Here is a 20,311-nt window from a genome sequence, read left to right as displayed (position 1 = left end):
TCCGGAAATGTGTTGCCAAATTATTACATGCTGCCGCCATCGGAACTCGCGCCCTCTCGGTTCGCCCAAAATATGGGCCAAGAAGATTTTGCTTCATATGTGCGCAATCGCGACGTGGTTATCGCAAGACGCCTGCGTCAGAACGTCGCAAAAGCCTGTGTTTGCAGGGATAAGCTCCCGTCCCGGTGAGGTGCATTGCGAACGGGCAGCTCCTGCCGACTCCTCTCCAATTTCCAGAAATTACTGATCCAGTTGGATTTTTTGCCGCCTTCCGCAGCAGCGGCTGGAGAAAGTTGAGGCTTTTCCATGGCAGTGATTGCAGCAAGTGTTTCCTCCGGGCCGCGACCACCAATGTATGCAACCTGGGGAAAGACCTGATGTCCTATAGCTACCGCGAAATTGCAGCGGCGACCGTGCTGTCGCTTGCCACCCTTGCTCCGATCGGCCACGCACGTGCCGCCGACATGGCGTCGTTCCCGGTCAAGGCAAAGCCGATCGCCGATCTGCCGTTCTTCCTGGTCAACGACAATCGCGTGACATTCGCCTATCAGTTCACGGCGACCCAACCGGGCAGTGCGGCGAAGACGGCAAAGCAGGTTTACGCCTTTACCCACTTCGACGTCTGGGCCTATGGCACCAACTTCTTCAACATCGACCTGCTGAAGTCCGACAGGGCCGATCCCGCCGGTCCGTGCCTTGGCAACACCCCCGTCACCGGTTGCGCCGGCGCCACCGAGATCTACGGCCTGATCCGCAGCACGTTCGGCTTCAACGAAATCTTCAACACCAAGACTTTCTCCTACGGACCGTTGCGCAACGTGTCGTTCGTGATCGGCGCCGATGCCAATACGGAAAACCGCTTCTTCGGCGCTGCCAAGCGCGACATCGTCGCCGGTCTGCAGTTTGCCTTTAACCTGCCGTACAAGGGCTTCTTCAACGTCAATCCGCTGTACTACAAGGAAATCAACCACAACGCCTACTCGCAGTGCGGCCTGTTCGGGCCGGGCGTTGCTGGCGTGACGTGCAACTCCGACGGAAACACCGAGTTCAAGGGGACCTGGGCTGTCGAATTGAATTACTACATGGATCTGGGCTTCCTGCCGCCGAGCCTGCAGTACTTCGCGATCAGCGGTCGCGCCGGGTTCTACGGCCCCAAGGGCAACGAAGCCAATCCGCTGCCCTTCAACGCGGTCACCAACACCAGAACCAGAACGGAAATCAACAGCGAGCCGATCCGTCTGACCTTCGACGCCAGCAAGGCGATCTGGGGTGAGAAGTACACCCACAACGTCGATCTCTGGGTTGCCTACCGTTACTGGGACAACAAGTTCGGCCTGGATCACGCTGTCAGTGCCGCCTGCACCGGCGCCGTGGCCGGCGCGTGCACGGAAAAGTCGCTGTACTCGGGCATCTCGGTCAAGTTCTGATCGATCCGACTACGTGACCTGATGAATGGCGCCGCGCACAATCGCGGCGCCATTTGCATGTGACAGCGGCGATCGGGACGCTCAGCCCTTTTTGTCCCACACGCCGACATGAAGCGCTGCGGCTTCGTCCTCTAGCAACGGGCCGACCACGTCGATGCTCCGCTGGCCGGTGGCCAGCACGTCGCGGCACGGCATGTCCAGAGTCGGATTTTCCGGATGGTTGCCCGTGAAGTCGCGCAGCCGCTGTTCGCTGAGGCCATAGACGAGGCGCCCGATTCCCGCCCAGTACAGCGCGCCCGCGCACATGACACAGGGTTCCGCGGATGAGTACAGCGTGCTGCCTGCGAGAACATCAGGGCTGAACGTCGTGCAGGCCTGGGTGCAAAGCAGCCGTTCGGCATGGGCCGTGCCGTCATGGGACGGCATATAGCCGTTCTCTGCCTCCATCAGAACCGTGCCGCCGGCGTCCACCAGCACCGCACCGAACGGGTGGTTGCCGTTCGTCATCGCGCGGCGGCCGACGTCGAACGAACGGCGAAGGAAGCGTTCGTCAAGTTCGGTCTTGCTCAAGCCTGCGGTCTGGCCCATCGCGTTTCTCCTGCATGTTCCGCATTGGAATATGCCGGGACGGCGATGTCCAGTCGTGGCCTCAGTGGCCGGCCATATGACGGCCGATGTCGGTGAGGTCGGCTTCGCTGGCGCGCGCCTCGTAGACGAAACGGCCGTGGAACATCACCACCAGCCGATCGGACAGTTCGAGGAGTTCGTCGAGGTCCTCGCTGACCAGCAGAACCGCGGCGCCGCGGTTGCGCGCCGCCATGATCTCGGCACGGATCTGCGCCACTGCCGCGAAATCGAGGCCGAAGCAGGGATTGGCCGCGATCAGCACCTCGACGTCGCCGCCCAGCTCGCGCGCCAGCACCGCGCGCTGCACATTGCCGCCGGAGAGCGCTGCAATCGGCGTGTCCGGGGTGCGGGTCTTGACCTTGTAAAGCCCGATCTGCTTCTCCGCATTGCTGCGAAAGGCGGCGCGGTTGAGCCACCAGCCGCCGCTTGCATAGGGGGCACGGTCGAATTCGCGGAAGGCGAGATTGTCGGCGACGCTCATGCCGCCCACGCAGGCGTTTTTCAGCGGCTCCTCGGGGAGCAGGGACATCCTGTGCAGGCGCATCTCATCGCGGCTGGCGTGATAGACTTCGCCGGCAACGCGCATTTCGCCGCCTGAGGCGTCGCGCTGGCCGGCCAGCATTTCCACGAGCTGGCGCTGGCCATTGCCGGAGACGCCGGCGATGCCCACGATCTCGCCGGCGCGCACGGCCAGCGAGACATCGTGGACCGCGACGGCACCGGCATCGTCAAGTGCGCTAAGCCCGTCGAGTTCGAGCCGGGTGGCACCGACGGCGCCGACCCGCGCCGGCTGCACTGTCAATTCTTCGGCGCCGATCATCATGCGCGCCATGGCATCGGAACTGAGATCGGCGACCTTGCCGGCACCGGCCAACTTGCCACGACGCAGGATGGTCACCTCATCGGCGAAAGCCCTGACCTCGCGGAACTTGTGGGTGATCATCAGGATGGTCAGGCCGTCATCGACCACCATCTTCCGGAGCATGCCCAGCACTTCATCGGCCTCATTGGGCGTCAGCACTGAGGTTGGCTCGTCGAGGATCAGGAAGCGGCGCTTCAGGTAGAGCTGCTTGAGGATCTCGCATTTCTGCCGCTCGCCGGCCGAGATGTCGGAAACGCTCGCGTCGAGCGGCACCTTGAACGGCATGCCGGCGAGAAAGGTCTCCAGCTCGCGATTTTCCTTTTTCCAGTCGATCACCCCCGGCACGTCGTCGCGCGCCATCACCAGGTTTTCCGCAACCGTCATGGCGGGGACGAGTGTAAAATGCTGATAGACCATGCCAAGGCCGAGCGCATGGGCGTCCTTGGGATTGGATAGTGCGGCCTCACGGCCGCCGACCAGCACCTGGCCTTCGGTCTGGTGATAGTAACCCATGATGCATTTGACGAGCGTGCTCTTGCCGGCGCCGTTCTCGCCGAGCAGGGCGTGGAACGAGCCCGGCTGCACCTTCAGTTCGACGTTGTCGAGCGCTGCGAAATCGCCGAACCGCATGGTCATGCCGAGCGCGTCGACGCCGAGCGGTCCGTCGGGGACGAACGGTGCGCCGATGATCATGACAGCGCCTCGATCATCGCCGCCGAAGTGGCAACGGCGCCGAACACGCCGCCCTGCATCTTGATCATCTTAAGCGCGTGCTCGTGATTGCTCTTGTCGGTGGCGGCGCAGCAGTCCTCGATCAGCACGCACTCAAAACCGCGGTCGTTGGCCTCGCGCATGGTGGTATGGACGCAGACGTCGGTGGTGATGCCGGTGAGAACGAGGTTGTCGATGCCGCGCAGCCGCAGTATCAGTTCAAGATCGGTGGCGCAGAACGAGGCCCTTGCCAGGCTTGTCGATGATCGGCTCGCCCGGCATCGGCACCAGTTCGTCGATGATCTCCCAGCCCTTTTCGCCGCGCACCAGCACCCGGCCGCACGGGCCGTCGTCGCCGATGCCGGCACCGATCTGGCGCGAGCGCCAGCGCTTGTTGTCGGGCAGGTCGGAGAGGTCCGGACGATGGCCCTCGCGGGTATGAATGATGTGAAAGCCTCGGGCGCGCATCACGGCCAGGAGTTTCCTGATCGGTTCGATCGGCGCGCGGGTCAGCGAGAGGTCGTAGCCCATCTTGTCGACATAGCCGCCGACGCCGCAGAAATCGGTCTGCATGTCGATGATGACGAGCGCCGTGTTGTCCGGACGCAGATCGCCATTCCATGGCCAGGCATAGGGCTCTGACCTGACAAAGCGTTCGGTCGATGTCGTTGGCACAGCAGCGTCCATGGCCTGCTCCTGTTATCGCGTGATCGAGAGTTCGGCGGGCGCGCCGGTCAGGGTGCGCTTCGGCGAACAGGTGATGATCATGATCACCAGCGTGAGGATGTAGGGTGCGGCGTTGAACAGGTGATAGCCGGCGGTGACGCCGACCGACTGCAGCGCCGGTCCGAGCGCCGCGGCGCCGCCAAAGGCGAGCGAGGCCCACAGGCACAGCATCGGATCCCAGCGCGCAAAGATCACCAGCGCCACCGCGGTGACGCCCTGGCCGCTAGACAGGCCCTCGTTCCGGCTGCCGGGATAGAACAGCGACAGGAACGAGCCGCCGACGCCGGCGAGGAAGCCGCCGCACATGGTGGCGCGCAGGCGAATGAGGTTGACCGAATAGCCCATGGCGCGCGCGGCATCGGCGCTTTCGCCGGCGGTGCGGATCAACAGGCCCCAGCGCGTCGTCTTGAAGGCCCAATAGAGAACCGGCGCCAGCGCGACGCCAATCAGGAACAGCGCGTTGATCTGCAGCGCTTGACGGACCTGCGGGATGTCGCTCCAGAAGCCGAAATCGATCGCCGGCAACCGTGCCGCGGTCGGCTCGATCAGCGGCTTGCCGAGATAGAAGGCAAGGCCGGTGCCGAACAGCATCAGCGCGATGCCGACGGCGACGTCGTTGACCCGCGGCAGCGAGCAGATGCCGGCATGCAGCGCGCCCAGCAGGGCGCCGGTCACGCCGGCGGCGAGCACGCCGAGCCAGGGCGAACCGGTGAGATAGGAAATGCCATAGGCGCTCATGGCGCCCATCACCAGCGTGCCCTCGAGGCCGAGGTTGATGCGGCCGGAGCGCTCGGTGATGCATTCGCCGAGGCTGACGAACAGAAACGGCGTCGAAATGCGGATCGCGCCGCCGAGCACCGCGAGCGGCACCGTCCAGTATCCGATATCGCCGGCTGCCATCAGGATTTTCCTTTCAGAAAGCCGATCCGGCCATACAGCGCGTCAGAGGCCAGCACAAAGACGAAGATCATGCCCTGCAGCACGAACACCGAGGCGTCCGGCAGCCCCAGTCTTCGCTGCAGCAAGCCGCCGGAGGCGCTGATGCCGCCGAGCAGGATCGCGACGGGAATGATCGCCAGCGGATTGTGCCGCGCGAGGAAGGCGACAAGGATGCCCGTAAAGCCGTAACCGGCGGCGAGGTTGGCGTTGGTGCGACCCTGCACGGCGGCGACCTCGACCATCCCGGCGAGACCTGCTGCGCCTCCGGCGAGGAAGCAGGTGATCATGATCAACCTGCCGACGGAGAGGCCCACGAGCTTCGCTGCGCGAACATTGCCGCCGGCGACGCGCGCGGCGAAGCCGAACACGGTGTGATAGATCAGCACATAGGATGCGATCGCCGCGATCAGGCCGAAGACAAAGCCCCAATGCACGTCGGTGCCGGGAATCGAACCGATCATGTTGGCGGCGCCGATCTCGCGGCTTGACGGCTTGTTGAGGCTGGCGGGATCGCGCATCACGCCTTCGACGAGCTGATTGAGGATCGCCAGCGCGATATAGACCAGCAGCAGGCTGGAGATGGTTTCGTTGACGCCGCGGTAGTGGCGGAGGCCACCGGCCAGCGAGATCCACAATCCACCGCCGGCGACACCGGCCAGCACCATGCCGATCTGGACAACGAGCGGCGGCGCGGCCTGCAGCAGCAGCGCGGCCGAGGTCGCAGACAAAGCTCCCATCAACAGCGCGCCTTCGCCGCCGATGATCACCATGCCCAATTGCGCCGGCAAGGCCGTGCACAGTGCGGTGAGGATCAGCGGTGCGGCCTTGGTCAGCGTGTTCTGCCACGAGAACCAGGTGCCGAAGGCGCCCTGGTACATGTAGAAATACAGGTCCAGCGGGTTCTTGCCGAACAGCGCGACGAACACGCCGAACAAAGCGAGGGCGCCCACCAGCGCCCCCGCCGGAATCAATATGTATTCGATCGTGCCACCATGGCGTTGGCGAAACCCGGGTCTCGCCGCGCGCGATGAAGCCATGGCCAGGGAATCGCCAACGCCGGCTGTCACGAAGTGGCTCCGATCACGCCCTCGATCAGATAGTCCATCTTTTCCAGTTCGGGATCCTTCTGGCCGCGCTCGGTGCCGGCGCCGATCACTTCCTTGCCCTTGTTGTCCTTCAGCGGCCCCTTCCAGATCGTATAGGTGCCGGCCATCGGCTGCGCCTTGATGTCGTCGGCGTGCTTGCGCGCTTCAGCGGAGACGGCTTCACCATACGGCGAGCACTTGACGACTTCTTCCTTGAGGCCGCCGCGGTAGAAATTCGGAATACCTTCGCCGGAGGCGATCATCTTGAGGAACTTGGGATACAGCGCCTCCCAGTTCCATTCGGCGCCGGTGAGATAGGCCTTTGGCGCCAGCGGCGACTGGTTGACGTGATAGCCGCACACCATGGCGCCGCGCCGCGCTGCGTTCTCGACCATGGTCTTCGGACCATCGACATGGCAGGTCAGCACGTCGACGCCCTGGTCGATCAGGCTGTTGGTGGCTTCGGCTTCCTTGACCGGCATCGACCAGTCGCCGGTGAAGATCACCTGCGTCGTGGCCTTGGGGTTGGCCAGCTTCGCGCCGAGGGTGAAGGCATTGATGTTGCGCAGCACCTGCGGGATTGGCTTGGCCGCGACGAAGCCGAGCTTGCCGGTCTTCGAGGTATGGCCGGCGACGATGCCGGAGATGAACTGGGCTTCGTCGATATAGCCGAAATAGCTGCCGGCGTTCTTCGGATCCTTGTCGCTCCACAACCCGCCGCAGTGCTCGAAGACGACCTTCGGATATTTCTTGGCCATTTTGACCATATGCGGATTGTAGTAGCCGAACGACGTCGGGAACAGCAGCGAAGCGCCGTCGAGATTGATCATGGACTCCATGGTCTTCTCGCAGGCGTCGGTCTCAGGGACCTTTTCCTCCTCGACCACCTTGATGCCGGGCATCTTCTTCAGTGCCGCAGCGGCCAGAGCGTGGGCCTGATTGTAGCCGTAGTCGTCGCGCGACCCGACATAGATGAAGCCGATGGTGGTGTCGGCCGCGGCCGCATGCCGGATGCCAAGTGTCGAGCCGAGCGTGAGGGCGGCACCGCCCTGCAGCAGATGGCGACGTGAAATCTTGCCGAAATCCATTGGTTGCTCCCCTTCGGCGGGCTGGCCGCCGCTCAGTTCGTGGCTGCGCCGGTCGACGAGCCGCGGACAGGTTGTCGCAAGCTTCGTGCCAATGGTCCGAGAATGGGCAAGTCTTTTTATCTAATTGATATTACTAATATAAATTTATTTCAAAAGACGTTATCGCGGGTTTTAAAATTAGGATTGGCTAAATAATAATCGGTTTCATTTTATTGTATGCAACTGAGTTGTGCAGATTATAGGGTTCGATGACCATAAGGACTGGCTGCGGCCGGCTTGATAATCAGGGCTGCCGGGAACGCAGCTCTCCTGTTATCGATGGGAACCGAGACGGCGGATTCGCCCGATCGAAGGCCCGGGATCTTGTCTCTGGGCTTGTCCTCATCCCGCTCAGGATCTGCGTGCCGTCAAGGGCGCGTCGCACCGGAAAAGTATTGCGATGGAAACCAAAGTCGTCGGGCCCACCGGGATGTCGCTCGGTGACGAGATCGTCGGTCGTATCGACGCCCTGGCCGCCATTTCGGAGACCGCAACTAATCTCACGCGGATTTTCCTGACGCCCGAACACCGCGCCGCCGGCGAGCTGATCATGGGCTGGATGCGCGACGCCGGGATGTCGGCGCATCTCGACGCGATCGGCAATGTCTGCGGCCGCTACGAGGGCGACCGGCCGGGCCAGCCTTGCCTGATGCTCGGCTCCCACTACGATACCGTGCGCGACGCCGGCAAATGGGACGGGCCGTTGGGACTGATCACTGCGATTTCCTGCGTCGCTGACCTGCACCGTCGCGGCCGACGGCTGCCCTTCGCCATCGAGGTCACCGGATTTGCCGACGAGGAGGGCGTGCGCTTCGCGTCCACGTTGCTTGGCAGCCGCGCCATTGCCGGCACGTTCGATGAGAGTGCGCTCGGCAGCAAGGACAAAGCGGGCGTCAAGATGCGGGAGGCGATGACGGCGTTCGGGCTCGATCCCGACCACATTGGTGCCGCGGCCCGCGCGCCGAGCGAATTGCTGGCCTATGTCGAACTGCATATCGAGCAGGGACCGGTGCTGGAGTCGAAGAACCTGCCAGTGGGCGTCGTCACGGCGATCTCCGGGGCGACCCGGCTGGCGGTGGAGTTGCACGGCATGGCCGGCCATGCCGGCACGGTGCCGATGGCGCTGCGCCGCGATGCGCTGGCCGGCGCTGCCGAATGCATCGTCGCCATCGAGGAATTCTGCAGCAGCGATCGCGACGGGCTGGTCGGCACGGTCGGCTACATCAACGCCATGCCCGGCGCCACCAATGTCATTCCCGGGATGGTGTCGTTCACCATCGACATCCGCACGGCCAGGGATTCCTTTCGCAAGCTGGCGGTCGCCGACATCGTCCGCCACATCGAGGAAATTGTGAAACGGCGCAAGCTGGGGCTGGAGATCAACGTTACCCACGAGAACCGCACGGTGCCCTGTGCGCCATGGCTGCAGCAGCAGGTTGCCGACGCCGTCGCTGCCGAAGGCTATCATGTGTTCGAACTGCCGAGCGGCGCCGGTCATGATGGCATGGCGATGATCGATATCGCCGATGTCGCCATGCTGTTTGTCCGTTGCCGCGGCGGAATCAGCCACAATCCCGCCGAGCATGTCGAGACGGCAGACGCCGACGCCGGCGCCCGCGTCTTGCTGCGCCTGATCGAGAATTTCCGGGCGAAATCCAATCCTGTCGTCCCGGACAAGTGACATGAGCGATTTCCACGGCGTTTTTCCATACCTGGTGTCACCGATCGATGCGGCCGGTCAGATCCGCACCGACGTGTTGGCGCGGCTATGCGACGATCTGATCAAATCAGGCGTTCACGGCCTGACGCCGCTCGGCTCCACCGGCGAATTCGCTTATCTCAACCGCCAGCAGCGCAAAATCGTGGTGCAGACCACCGTCGAAGCAGCCGCGGGCCGCGTGCCTGTGGTCGCCGGCGTCGCATCGACATCCACTGCGGACGCGGTCGCGCAGGCGAAGTACTATCAGAAGCAGGGCGTCGACGGCATTCTCGCCATCCTGGAAGCCTATTTCCCGCTCAAGGATGCGCAGATCGAATCCTATTTCCGCGCCATCGCCGACGCGGTTGATATCCCCGTGGTGATCTACACCAATCCGCAGTTTCAGCGCTCCGACCTCACCCTCGACGTGGTCGCGCGGCTCGCCGAGCATCCGCTCATCCAGTACATCAAGGACGCCTCCACCAACACCGGACGGCTGCTGTCGATCATGAATCGATGCGGCGACCAGCTGCAGGTGTTCTCGGCATCGGCGCATATTCCCGCGGCGGTGATGCTGATCGGCGGTGCCGGCTGGATGGCCGGTCCCGCCTGCGTTGCGCCCCGGCAGAGCGTCGCGCTCTACGATTTCTGCAAGGCCGACCGCTGGGACGAGGCGATGGCGCTGCAGCGCCGGTTGTGGCGGCTCAACGAAGCTTTTGCGCGCTACAACCTCGCGGCCTGCATCAAGGCCGGCCTGTCGATCCAGGGCTATGACGTCGGAGACCCCATCGCGCCGCAGGCGGCGTTGAGCGATGACGAACGCAAGGTCATCGAGGCGGTGCTGCGCGACATCGAATGACGTCTTTTTCCGCAGCGTGGCACGATTCTTTGGTCTGACCGCCTGCGATTGCCGCATTCCGTGTTGCCGCGACTGACTGTTGGCTGGCGCGCGGTTTTTCGGTTAGAAACAGCCAGCCCCTGCCTGCTCGAAGGACAACCTGATGAATATTCTGCCCGGCAACATGCGTTTCGGTGCGGGTCTCCCCGTCAAGCGTGTCGAAGATCAACGTTTGCTGACCGGGTTGGGCCACTTCATCGACGACAAGCCGGAAGACGGCGCGCTGTGGCTCTATGTGCTGCGCTCGCCCCATGCCCATGCGAAGATCACGGCCATCGCCGCCGCCGCCGCCAGGGCGATGCCGGGCGTCGAAGCGATCTACACCGGTGCAGACCTGGTCGCGGCCGATGTCGGCACGCTGCCGACCCTGCAGGTGTTCAAGCGCGCCGATGGTTCGGCCATGACCTTCCCGCCGCGCCGGCTGCTGGCGCATGAGGTGGTGCGCTTTGCCGGCGAGCCGGTGGCCGCGATTGTAGCCACGTCGAAGGCCCTGGCACAACTCGCCGCCGAAGCCGTGGTCGTCGACTATGAGGTGATGCCTGCGGCAGTCGATCCGACGGCCGCCATCGCGCCGGGCGCACCGGTGGTGTGGCCTGACGCGCCGGACAATATCGCAGCCGTCATGAGCTATGGCGATGCGGCCAAGGTCGAGCAGGCCTTCGCTGGCGCCAAGCACGTGGTGTCGCTCGACATCACCAGCCAGCGGCTGATCCCCTCCGCCATGGAGCCGCGCAGCGCCATCGCCGAAGTTGACAAGAAGGGACGGCTGACCCTCCATGTGCAGTCGCAGACGCCGGCATCGACCCGCGATATTCTGGCCGATGCCATTTTGAAACGTCCGAAGGACAGCATTCGCGTCGTCGTCAGCGACATCGGCGGCGGCTTCGGTCAGAAGACCAGCCTCTATCCCGAAGACGGCATCGTTGCCTGGGCCGCGGTGACGCTCAACCGCAAGATCCGCTGGCGCGGCGATCGCACCGACGATTTCGTCGGTGGCACCCATGGCCGCGACCTGACCTCGACCGCCGAGATCGCGCTCGATGCCAAGGGCCGCATCCAGGCCTATCGGGTGCGTTCGCTGGGCGGCACCGGCGCCTACCTGTCCGGCACCGCCGTGGTGATTCCGCTGGTGCTCGGCCCGTTCGTGCAGACCAGCGTCTATGACGTGCGGCTGGTGCATTACGACATCAAGGCCGTGATGACGCATACGGCGCCGGTTGGTGCCTATCGCGGTGCCGGACGGCCCGAGGCGGTGTTCATCATGGAGCGGCTGATGGATGCCGCGGCGCGCCAGATCGGCATGGATCCGCGCGCGATCCGCAAGGTCAATTACATCAAGCCGACGCAGCTGCCCTACAAGAACGCCGTCGGCCAGACCTATGACAGCGGCGCCTTCGCGCACATGCTGGACCGCGCCTGCGAACTGTCGGACTGGGACGGTTTTGCCGCGCGCAAGAAGGCGGCGAAGAAGAAGGGCCTGCTCTACGGTCGCGGCCTGACCAGCTACATCGAATGGACCGGCGGTCCCGGCACGAAGGAAACCGTCACCCTGCACGCCACGGCGGAGGGCCGCGTCATCCTGCATTCCGGCACCCAGGCCATGGGGCAGGGGCTGGCGACCACCTATTCGCAGATGGTGGCGGAGTCGCTCGGCATCGGCATCGACAAGATCGATGTGATCCAGGGCGACACCGACGTCATCACCGGCATGGGCAGCGTCGGCTCGCGCTCGCTGTTCGTCGGCGGCACCGCGGCGGTGGTGTCGGCCGTGGACCTGATCGCCAAGGCGCGCGAGAAGGCCGCCAACATGCTGGAAGCCTCGGTCGATGACATCGAATATGCCGGCGGCTTCCTCACCGTGGTCGGCACCGACAAGCGCGTCGGATTGTTCGAGATCGCCAAGGCCGAGAAGGGCGCCCGGCTCAGCGTCGAATCCACCGGCGAAGCCGACGGTCCGACGTGGCCGAACGGCACCCATATCTGCGAGGTCGAGATCGATCCCGAGACCGGCATCACCAATGTGGTGAAATACACCACGGTGGACGATGTCGGCGTTGCGGTGAACCCCATGCTGGTCACCGGCCAGGTTCACGGCGGCGTGGTGCAGGGCATCGGCCAGGCGCTCTATGAAGGCGTGCACTACGACGCCGAGGGACAATTGCTGACCGCCAGCTATCAGGACTACTGCATCCCGCGCGCTTCCGACGTGCCGCCGATCGCCGTGACGCTGGACGGCTCGGCGCCGTGCGTCACCAATCCGCTCGGCGCCAAGGGCTGCGGCGAATCCGGCGCCATCGGCGGCCCGCCCTGCATCACCAATGGCGTGCTTGACGCGCTGAGCGGGCTTGGCATCACCCAGCTCAACACACCGCTGTCGCCGCTGAAAGTGTGGGAAGCGATCCGGGGCGCCAGCTCTCCGGCATAACCGGTAGGATGGGTTGAGCCCTTGCGAAACCCATCGGCAGCGGATGATGGGTATCGCTTCGCTCCACCCATCCTACGACATCAACAAACAACAAGAACCAAAAAGGGAGAACACGCCATGAAGAGCTACAAGGTCACCGATTTCAACGCGCCGCTGCAGGAAGTCGACGCGCCCATCGTGCAGCCGACCGGCACGCAGGTGCTGATCAAGGTGCAGGCCGCAGGCGTCTGCCACAGCGACCTGCATATCTGGGAGGGCGGCTACGATCTCGGCCACGGCCGCAAACCGCTTTCTTTGAAGGATCGCGGCGTGTCGCTGCCGCGCACCATGGGCCACGAGACGGTCGGCGAGGTGCTGGCGTTCGGTCCGGATGTGACCGAGGCCGACAAGCACGCGCTGAAGGTCGGCGACATCGCGCTGGTCTATCCCTGGCTCGGCTGCGGCAAGTGCGCCGTCTGCCTCAAGGGCGAGGAGAACATGTGCCTGAAGCCGAATTCGCTCGGCGTGCATTGTGACGGCGGCTATGCCGACCACATGATCGTGCCGCATCCGCGCTACCTGATCGACCTCAAGGGCCTCGATCCCGTCACCGCCGCGCCTTACGCCTGCTCGGGCGTTACCACCTTCAGCGCGCTGAAGAAGGTCGAGCACGATCTCGGCAACACCATAGTGATCATCGGCGCCGGCGGTCTCGGCCTGATGGCGCTGTCGCTGCTGAAGGCGATGGGCGGCAAGGGCGCCATCGTGGTCGACATCGATGCCCGCAAGCGTGAAGCCGCAGAAAAGGCCGGCGCGCTCGGCTCGGTGGATGGCGCGGCACCCGACGCGCTGGAGCAACTGGCGAAGAAGGCCGGCGGCCCGATCATGTCGGTGATCGATCTGGTCGGGAATGCAGCCACGACACAGCTCGGCTTCGATTGCCTGTCCAAGGGCGGCAAGCTGGTGATCGTCGGCCTGTTCGGTGGCGGCGCCACCTTCGCCCTGCCGCTGATCCCGATCAAGGCAATCACCATCCAGGGCAGCTATGTGGGCAATCTCGGCGAGACCCGCGAGCTGCTCGATCTGGTGCGGACCAAGAAGATCGCACCGATCCCGGTCACGCCGATGCCGTTCGCGAAAGCCAACGATGCGCTCAACGACCTCAAGCAGGGCAAGTTGGTGGGGCGCGCGGTGCTGACGCCGTAGCGGCGGCACCACAGACGCTTGTGACCGTCTTGCGCGCACCGGGGCTTGTGAACCGCATGCGGCGTCCGTTTCAAGGCACCGGTCCGACCGCCACCCGCGCGTTGTTGCGTGGCGACACTGCGTCCGAGCCGTGATCTGTCCTTCCCTCTACAGGCAGGGCTATCGCGTATGGTTGTGGGACACTCCAGGCTCTCCACGTCGTCCCCGCGCAGGCGGGGACCCATACGCTCAAGCGCCGAGGCGGTAGCGCTTTTGTCTCCGCGCTTTAAACTTCAAAGCCGGTGTTGATGGGTCCCCGCCTGCGCGGGGACGACTCCGTACTTGATCTGCGCGCCAAAGCCATAGGCGATAGCCCTGCCCCACAGGGGAGGGCGAGCTGACAGGTCAGGTTAAAGGGGTGGGCACGACCCGTTTACCCATTTGCAACGGCGACATTGCAGGCCGTCGTGCCGGATCGCGATCCAGGTGCAGGACGCGAGGGCGGCGGTGCGATGATGGCGGTGACAGGGATGGTTGACTCGGTGCGCTCATTGAGTGGTGCGAGAGCGTGGCGGAGTGGGGCTGCCCGATACGTTGGCGCACGGTTCGCCGGAAGCCGGCGCGAGGCGATCATGATCCGGTCAGTTGCCGCTGCCGATGGGACGCCGAGAGAGACCGGCAGTCCGACCGGTTTTATTTTTCCTCGTCGGCGATGGCTTCCATCAGAACGACCATCTGGCGCTGCACCGTCTGACTCTTGATCCGGCTATAGGCTCGCAGCAGGCGAAGGCTGAACGCGCTGTCCAGAAACAGCAGGCTTTCCACTTCGCGCGTCTTGCCGTCACCATCGTAGAAGAACGTGACGGGCACATCCAGGGCGGTCGCAATCTGTTGCAGGCGAGCGGCGCCGACGCGATTAACACCTTTTTCGTATTTCTGGACCTGCTGGAAACTTACTCCGAGCTGCTCGCCCAAGTCTGCCTGCGAGATCTTCTGTTCAACGCGACGGAGACGGATTCTCTTGCCCATCTCGATGTCGGGTTTGCCGGCGCTACGTTGCTTCATTCTTCACCATTCAGTTGGTTGATTCGGACAGTGTTATTGTTTTTTTGACTAAAGCCAGTCGGCCCGGAAGCCTTCGAACTGGTTTATCAGATTATCCCCTTTATATACGGACTTGAGATCATTGGGATGAATGAATTCGTCTCGAAACCAGGGAAATCGAACGGGGTTAAAAGATTCGACGATCCAGTCGATCATGCGGCGAATCCGTGGTATTCGGCTGCTGTCAGGGTGGTACGATAGCCAGATATCAAACGGCCGGCACAAATCCAGCTCGAGCGGGACGATCTTCCCGCCCAGTGCGAAAGCATATGACGGCAGCAATCCTATTCCGGCCCCTTTTGCAACAGCCCAATAGTTTGCGCTGCTCACATTGGTACGCATCACAAGCAAATCCTGCTGTGGTACCCCAGGAAACCAGCTGTCGAAAATTTCCTTGGCAGCGGTCTGGTCAGCGAACTGCATGACAATCCGGTGCTTGATCAACTCCTGATACGTTTTCGGCGTGCCAAATGTTTCAAGATATTTCGAGCTCGCGAAAAACATCACATGGAGCCGTCCGAGCTTGACCACCTTGACGTCCAGTGCGGTCGGCCGCGACAGCTGGATGGCGACGTCGGCCTCGTGGCGCTGAACATCGGCCGACTTCATGGCGCAATGCAGGTCGACGAGAATATTGGGGAACGATTGCTGAAACTCCACCAGGCGTGGCGCCAGCCAGAACGTTCCCAGCCCCTCGGTGACGGCGACGCGCACCTCGCCCGACAATGTCTGCGTGACGGAGTTGCGGGCCCGCAGCAGATCGAACGAAGCGGACTCCATTCGCTCGACGGCTGAAACGACCAGCGTGCCTTCATCGGTCAACCGTGTGCCGTGGACGTCGCGCGTGAACAGCGTTGCGCCAATCTGCCGTTCGAAATCGTCGATTCGCCGGCGCACGAGATTGATCGACTGGCCGATTCGCTCTGCGGCCGAACGGAAACTGCCGCACCGGACGACTTCGAGGAAAATCCTGGCCGCATCCCAGTCGCCCAGACGATGTGGGCCACCGCTAGGGTGTTCTTCCTGAGGAACGCCCCTGTCCGCCAACTGACGCATACACCCATCCTCCACGGCCCTAGTCTTGCCAGATCAAGAGAAAGTTCACAACTTTGGATGGATCTCCATGACCGCGCATGCACCGACGCCGATCCGCGCGACGCCGACCTATCCGCCGGCCGTTCACCCCGCCAAGCACCCGCTCCCCGCAGACAATCTTGAAGACTTCGCCAGGGAGGTCGTGGTCTTCACGATGCCGCCCGGCGACGTCGGCCGCTTGATGGAGCGCGCTGAAAGCGATCTTCCGGGGCTGGCCTCGCTCGCGGCCGTGTTGCGCGTCATGGCACACAACCCGGATTCGGTATGGGCCATCGCACGGCGAAGCGACCCGTTGAAAAGCGCAAGCGCGGAAGGCTTCGTCGGATTTCTGATGCTGAACGCGGAAGGTTTGCGGCGACTGGTCGCGGGCAGCTTTGACGCGAGCGATCCGGACCTCGATCTGCTGTGCCGCCAGAACGAACGCCCCGCTGGTATTTATTTATGGGCTATGTGGGCGCGCAATAACCTCGTCGCCGGTATCCCGTTAGCGTTCGAGAAGATGTTCACGCCGCTGACCAGGGATGCCGACATCTATGCGCGGGCCGTGACGCAGGATGGCAAGCGACTGCTGGAGACCATGGGATTTCGACCCGGTGCGGTGTTCGAGAACCTCAGCCACCCCGGCCTGCACAGTCTGCCGAGGTCAGGCGTACCGGCCGACGCGCCGCTCTACGATCGCTATGGCCAGGGACGTCCCGACAAGGCGATCTCGGTGACCGTTGCCCGCTCCATGGAAGACCTGCTGCGGGTCGTCGCGATCCGCAGCGCCGTCTATATCGCCGAGCAGGAATGTCCCTATCTCGAGGAATTCGACGGCAACGATTTCAGCTCGACGCATCTGCTGGCCTACGTCGGCAACGAGCCGGTGGGCTGCCTGCGCATCCGCTATTTTGCCGACTTCGCCAAGATCGAGCGTCTCGCGGTGCGCAAGGAATTCCGCAAGATGCGGATCTCGCCGCATCTCGTCGAGGCGGCTATCGAGCTGTGCCAGGCCAAGGGCTATCAGCGGCTGTACGGCCACGCACAGAAGCGGCTGGTGAAATTCTGGTCGCAATTCGGATTCAGGACGTTCGAAGGCGGCCAGGAGCTGGTGTTCTCTGATTTCGACTATGTCGAGATGCAGATGATGACCGAGCGGCGTCCCAATGCCATCACCATCGGAGTCGATGCCTATCTCACCATCCGGCCGGAGGGGCAGTGGCACCGGCCCGGCGTGCTGGAAAAGTCGCGAGCACGTCCGGTAACCCGTCCCTCGATCGACAGGGGCGCCGCGTGACCTCCGTCGTCAGCCTCAGGGTCTTTGCGAACTCGGCCAGCGTGCCCACGGTTGTGCTCGTCGACATGCAGCAGGAATATCTCGCCGCGCCGCGCATGCTGGCGATCCCCGATATCGATCTGGCGCTGGCGAATTGCGAGCGCGTCCTTCTGCATTGTCGCAAGGTCGGGCTGCCGGTGGCCTTCATGCGGTCGCTCGGGGAGTCCGCCTTCTTCAACCGCGCATCTCCGTTCGGCCGCTGGATCGAGGGCTTCGAGCCGCAGCGCAACGAGATGATCTTCGAACGCAGCAACCCGTCTTGCTATTCCAGCGAGTTGTTCACCTCCATGATGAGCCAAAGTCCGGGCGGCTTCGTGCTGGCTGGTTTCGCCGGAGAATCCGCCTGCCTGTCGACGCTGGTCGATGCCTATCATCGCAAGCACAAGGCGACGTTTCTGCACGACGCTTCGGCGAGCCACGCGCTGGACGAAGTGCCAGCCGCCGAGGTTCACCGCGCCGTTTCCAAAATATGCGGTCTGTATGGAGAGGTCTATGAAACAACCAACTGGATTGCCTCAACTCTACCTCGCAAGCTCGGGCAAGGGAACAAGACCGGTGGTTGATACGGACACGCGCCTGCGTTCGGTTATGGCCAGGCTAGAGGAATGCCAGAACATTCTCGCTGAATCGGGTGAGCGCGAAACCCTGCAGCTGGTTGCCATGACCATCCTGCGGCTGCGGATGCGGCTGCATCACATCGGCGACGCCGAACTGAAGGCGCTGTGCGATGCCATCGAGCCCGAGCCTGTGGAGGAGTCGGATCTGTGGCGGGTCTCGGGCGAACTCGGCTCCTGAACGACGCGAGCGGGGCTACAGGTTGCTGTCGGTGATCGCTGCATAGATCATGGTGCGGAGTTCACGCCGCACCGGATAGGCGCTGGATGGCAGCACCTGCGTCATGAAGACGACAATCAGATCTTCCGCCGGATCGATCCAGAATGATGTGGTCGCCGCGCCACCCCAGGCATATTCGCCGGCGCTGCCGGGGATCATGGTGAGCGCCGGCTTCATTGTCACGGAGAAGCCGAGGCCGAAGCCGACCCCGGCATAGGTAGCCTCAGAGAACAGCGATTTGGACATCTCGGTGAGGTCGCGACCGCCCGGAAGATGATTGGCCGTCATCAGCGCCAGTGTCTTAAGTCCGATCAGGCGGACGCCGCCGAGTTCGCCGCCGTTCAGCAAAGCGCGGCAGAAAGTGAGATAGTCCGCCGCCGTCGAACATAGTCCGCCGCCGCCGGAGATCAGCGATGGCGGCGTCAGGAACGAACTGGTGGTGGGGTCGTCCTGCAGGACCATGCCGCCACGGCCATCGGCTGCGTAGCAGGCGGCGAGGCGATGCGCCTTGGCCGCCGGCACGTGGAAGCCGGTGTCGGTCATGCCCAGCGGATCGAAGATGCGCTCCTGGAGAAATTGCTCGAACGGCTGGCCGGCGATCACCTCGATGAGATGACCGAGCACGTCGGTGGCCACCGAGTAGTTCCAGGCGTCGCCCGGAGAGAATTCCAGCGGGATCTTGGCAAGGTCGTCGATCATCGACTGCAGCGTGCCGGCCTTCTCGATCTCGCCGATCTTCTGCGCGCGATAGGCGGCGTCCACATTGGTGCGGTTCTGGAAACCATAGGTCAGGCCGGAGGTGTGGCGCAGCAGATCGATGATGAGCATCGGCCGCGCCGGCGGTCGGGTCTGGAACAGCGGTGCCATACCGGCCTGGAAGACGCCGAGATCCTTCCACGCCGGAATGTACTTGTGCACGGGCTCGTCCAGCGCGACCCGGCCTTGCTCCACCAGCATCATGAAGGCCACCGAGGTGATCGGTTTGGTCATGGAATAGATGCGGAAGATGGTGTCGTCCCGCACGGGCGTCCTGCGCTCGAGGTCGGCGAAGCCTTGCACCGCGCTGTGCAGCGGCTGTCCGCGGCGCCAGACCAAGAGCTGCGTGCCGGGAAACCGGCCGGCGTCGAGGTAGCGCCGCTTCAGGTGGTCCTCGACGCCAGCGAGGGCCGCGACGGACATTCCCGCGTCAGTGACAGCGGATGGGCTCGGATTTGGGGACTGCATCGCGGCATCGCTCCACGTGGACGGAATGACCGTGTTTATGACTCCGGCGCGGCCGCTGTCCAACACGTATTTGCGCGCCGTGGTCCTGCCGACCAACCGACGACGGAGGGGGCTGGCCGAGGTGCTCGGCCGTTAGCTCTTGTTGCTCCAGTCGCGCTGCCCGAGGTCATGCATCGCCTCCAGAAAGAGCTGGTCGAACTGGAATGGCGGTGCCGTGATCGGCTGCTCGCCGGCAGCAAGGGCCGTGTCATGGAAAGCGCGGCCCAGCGCGCCCAGGCGCTCGGCGAAGACGTCGATGCCGTCGCGTTCGGCGCTGCCGATGACGGCGGACAGCGCCGCTTTGATGCGTGCGATCTGGTCATCGACCGCGGCAATCCTGGCGGCCACCGCATCGATCTCGACTTCGGCCGTGCCGGTGCTCGAGATGGTGGCCAGCGCCGCGGCGTTGCCGCGGTCCCGCAACATGCCATCGTGCAGCGCGTCGAGCTTGCTGCGAAACGCGTCGAGATGGTCCACTGCGGCGGCTGCATTGGCTTCAAGGTCGGCCCTGGCCTGCGAGAGGATCGCCGCCGCGGCGACCACGACGGCGGCCTTCAGTGCGGTCGCGGCAGCGCGGAGCGCGGCTGAAACCTGTTCCGTGTTCACCTGAATTCTGGCCAATGCCGCGGTCCGATCATGCTGTGTCCGGCGCGATAGCTAGCACTTTTGCGTAGCCGTGAGGGCTGTTCACGGGCGTGGAATAGTACCGTGGACCATGCTGCTTATTCCGAGTGCAGCGCACAACAAATAAGCGGAGCGCAACCTTTCGATGCGGCGCTCCCAGCCATGGGGTCGGCCCGAAAGTCCTAACACGCTGTAAAACCTCAATATCTGTCGACCCCACGCTTGGCACGAACTTTGAATAGTTCTTAGCGACGCCATTGAAGCCGTCAAATCAATCACCCGCATTGCACTGCCATCATGGGGCTCCCCCAGACGCGCCGCTATGTCCGTTCGCCTTCGCGTTCAGAAGCGCATCGTGACGGGGAGGCCGCGATGGCGATGCAGGC

17 protein-coding genes and 1 pseudogene are annotated in these 20,311 nt (G+C 63.5%); 8 read left to right on the top strand and 10 right to left on the bottom strand.

All coding sequences use genetic code 11. The features are described from left to right. Positions 1-377 precede the first annotated feature (377 nt). Positions 378-1,427: a hypothetical protein gene (locus tag ACUXVA_RS27840; protein WP_265082710.1), complete on the top strand. Its 1,050-nt coding sequence runs from the start codon at positions 378-380 to the stop codon at positions 1,425-1,427. 81 nt (positions 1,428-1,508) lie between these two features. Here ACUXVA_RS27840 and ACUXVA_RS27835 read toward each other — a convergent pair whose 3' ends face one another. From ACUXVA_RS27835 to ACUXVA_RS27810, 6 genes and pseudogenes are all read right to left on the bottom strand, one after another. After that, complete coding sequence (locus ACUXVA_RS27835) at positions 1,509-2,015, bottom strand: nucleoside deaminase (RefSeq protein ID WP_265082711.1); 507 nt, start codon at positions 2,013-2,015, stop codon at positions 1,509-1,511. Between the two features lie 61 nt (positions 2,016-2,076). Next, positions 2,077-3,609, bottom strand: a complete 1,533-nt coding sequence (locus ACUXVA_RS27830) for an ABC transporter ATP-binding protein (protein WP_445489358.1) — start codon at positions 3,607-3,609, stop codon at positions 2,077-2,079. Then, positions 3,606-4,314 (bottom strand): annotated as a pseudogene (biuH, locus tag ACUXVA_RS27825) (biuret amidohydrolase). Before biuH ends, ACUXVA_RS27830 begins: the two are co-directional and overlap by 4 nt. Positions 4,315-4,326: 12 nt before the next feature. Then, entirely contained in the window at positions 4,327-5,253 is a 927-nt protein-coding gene (locus ACUXVA_RS27820; protein ID WP_445489356.1) for an ABC transporter permease, read from the bottom strand. Next, complete coding sequence (locus tag ACUXVA_RS27815; protein ID WP_265083625.1) at positions 5,253-6,329, bottom strand: ABC transporter permease; 1,077 nt, start codon at positions 6,327-6,329, stop codon at positions 5,253-5,255. The genes ACUXVA_RS27820 and ACUXVA_RS27815 overlap by 1 nt, the downstream gene beginning before the upstream one ends. A 26-nt stretch (positions 6,330-6,355) precedes the next feature. Further along, complete coding sequence (locus tag ACUXVA_RS27810; protein WP_445489354.1) at positions 6,356-7,465, bottom strand: BMP family ABC transporter substrate-binding protein; 1,110 nt, start codon at positions 7,463-7,465, stop codon at positions 6,356-6,358. Positions 7,466-7,904: 439 nt separating this feature from the next. On the opposite strand from ACUXVA_RS27810, the gene ACUXVA_RS27805 reads away from it, so the two are divergent. From ACUXVA_RS27805 to ACUXVA_RS27790, 4 genes are all read left to right on the top strand, one after another. Next, positions 7,905-9,185 (top strand): allantoate amidohydrolase, encoded by a 1,281-nt coding sequence (locus ACUXVA_RS27805; protein WP_445489352.1) that lies wholly within the window; start codon positions 7,905-7,907, stop codon positions 9,183-9,185. A gap of 1 nt (position 9,186) precedes the next feature. Further along, the gene (locus ACUXVA_RS27800) at positions 9,187-10,062 is read left to right on the top strand and encodes a dihydrodipicolinate synthase family protein (protein ID WP_445489350.1); all 876 of its coding nucleotides are present in this window, start codon (positions 9,187-9,189) and stop codon (positions 10,060-10,062) included. A gap of 142 nt (positions 10,063-10,204) precedes the next feature. Then, positions 10,205-12,526: a xanthine dehydrogenase family protein molybdopterin-binding subunit gene (locus ACUXVA_RS27795; protein ID WP_445489348.1), complete on the top strand. Its 2,322-nt coding sequence runs from the start codon at positions 10,205-10,207 to the stop codon at positions 12,524-12,526. A 117-nt stretch (positions 12,527-12,643) separates the two neighbouring features. Beyond that, positions 12,644-13,711: an alcohol dehydrogenase gene (locus ACUXVA_RS27790; RefSeq protein ID WP_265082719.1), complete on the top strand. Its 1,068-nt coding sequence runs from the start codon at positions 12,644-12,646 to the stop codon at positions 13,709-13,711. A gap of 672 nt (positions 13,712-14,383) precedes the next feature. Here the strand turns inward: ACUXVA_RS27790 and ACUXVA_RS27785 are convergent. After that, on the bottom strand, positions 14,384-14,755 hold the full coding sequence (locus tag ACUXVA_RS27785; protein WP_265082720.1) for a helix-turn-helix domain-containing protein: 372 nt from the start codon (positions 14,753-14,755) through the stop codon (positions 14,384-14,386). A gap of 48 nt (positions 14,756-14,803) precedes the next feature. Further along, positions 14,804-15,850, bottom strand: a complete 1,047-nt coding sequence (locus ACUXVA_RS27780) for a LysR family transcriptional regulator (protein ID WP_445489345.1) — start codon at positions 15,848-15,850, stop codon at positions 14,804-14,806. A gap of 67 nt (positions 15,851-15,917) precedes the next feature. Between ACUXVA_RS27780 and ACUXVA_RS27775 the strand changes: the two genes are divergently transcribed. From ACUXVA_RS27775 to ACUXVA_RS27765, 3 genes are read left to right on the top strand one after another with little or no spacing between them, the layout of a single operon-like run. Further along, positions 15,918-17,165, top strand: coding sequence for a GNAT family N-acetyltransferase (locus tag ACUXVA_RS27775; RefSeq protein WP_445489343.1), 1,248 nt, complete (start codon positions 15,918-15,920; stop codon positions 17,163-17,165). Further along, the gene (locus tag ACUXVA_RS27770) at positions 17,162-17,767 is read left to right on the top strand and encodes an isochorismatase family protein (protein ID WP_445489341.1); all 606 of its coding nucleotides are present in this window, start codon (positions 17,162-17,164) and stop codon (positions 17,765-17,767) included. Before ACUXVA_RS27775 ends, ACUXVA_RS27770 begins: the two co-directional genes overlap by 4 nt. After that, on the top strand, positions 17,760-17,999 hold the full coding sequence (locus tag ACUXVA_RS27765) for a hypothetical protein (protein ID WP_445489339.1): 240 nt from the start codon (positions 17,760-17,762) through the stop codon (positions 17,997-17,999). Before ACUXVA_RS27770 ends, ACUXVA_RS27765 begins: the two co-directional genes overlap by 8 nt. A 15-nt stretch (positions 18,000-18,014) precedes the next feature. Here ACUXVA_RS27765 and ACUXVA_RS27760 read toward each other — a convergent pair whose 3' ends face one another. Together ACUXVA_RS27760 and ACUXVA_RS27755 are read right to left on the bottom strand one after the other, a co-directional pair. Next, the gene (locus ACUXVA_RS27760) at positions 18,015-19,262 is read right to left on the bottom strand and encodes a serine hydrolase domain-containing protein (protein WP_445489337.1); all 1,248 of its coding nucleotides are present in this window, start codon (positions 19,260-19,262) and stop codon (positions 18,015-18,017) included. A gap of 132 nt (positions 19,263-19,394) precedes the next feature. After that, the gene (locus ACUXVA_RS27755; RefSeq protein WP_265082724.1) at positions 19,395-19,844 is read right to left on the bottom strand and encodes a hypothetical protein; all 450 of its coding nucleotides are present in this window, start codon (positions 19,842-19,844) and stop codon (positions 19,395-19,397) included. Between the last annotated feature and the right edge of the window lie 467 nt (positions 19,845-20,311).

The organism is Rhodopseudomonas sp. RCAM05734 (genome assembly GCF_052658035.1).
This window is presented reverse-complemented; position numbering and strand designations above follow the sequence as displayed.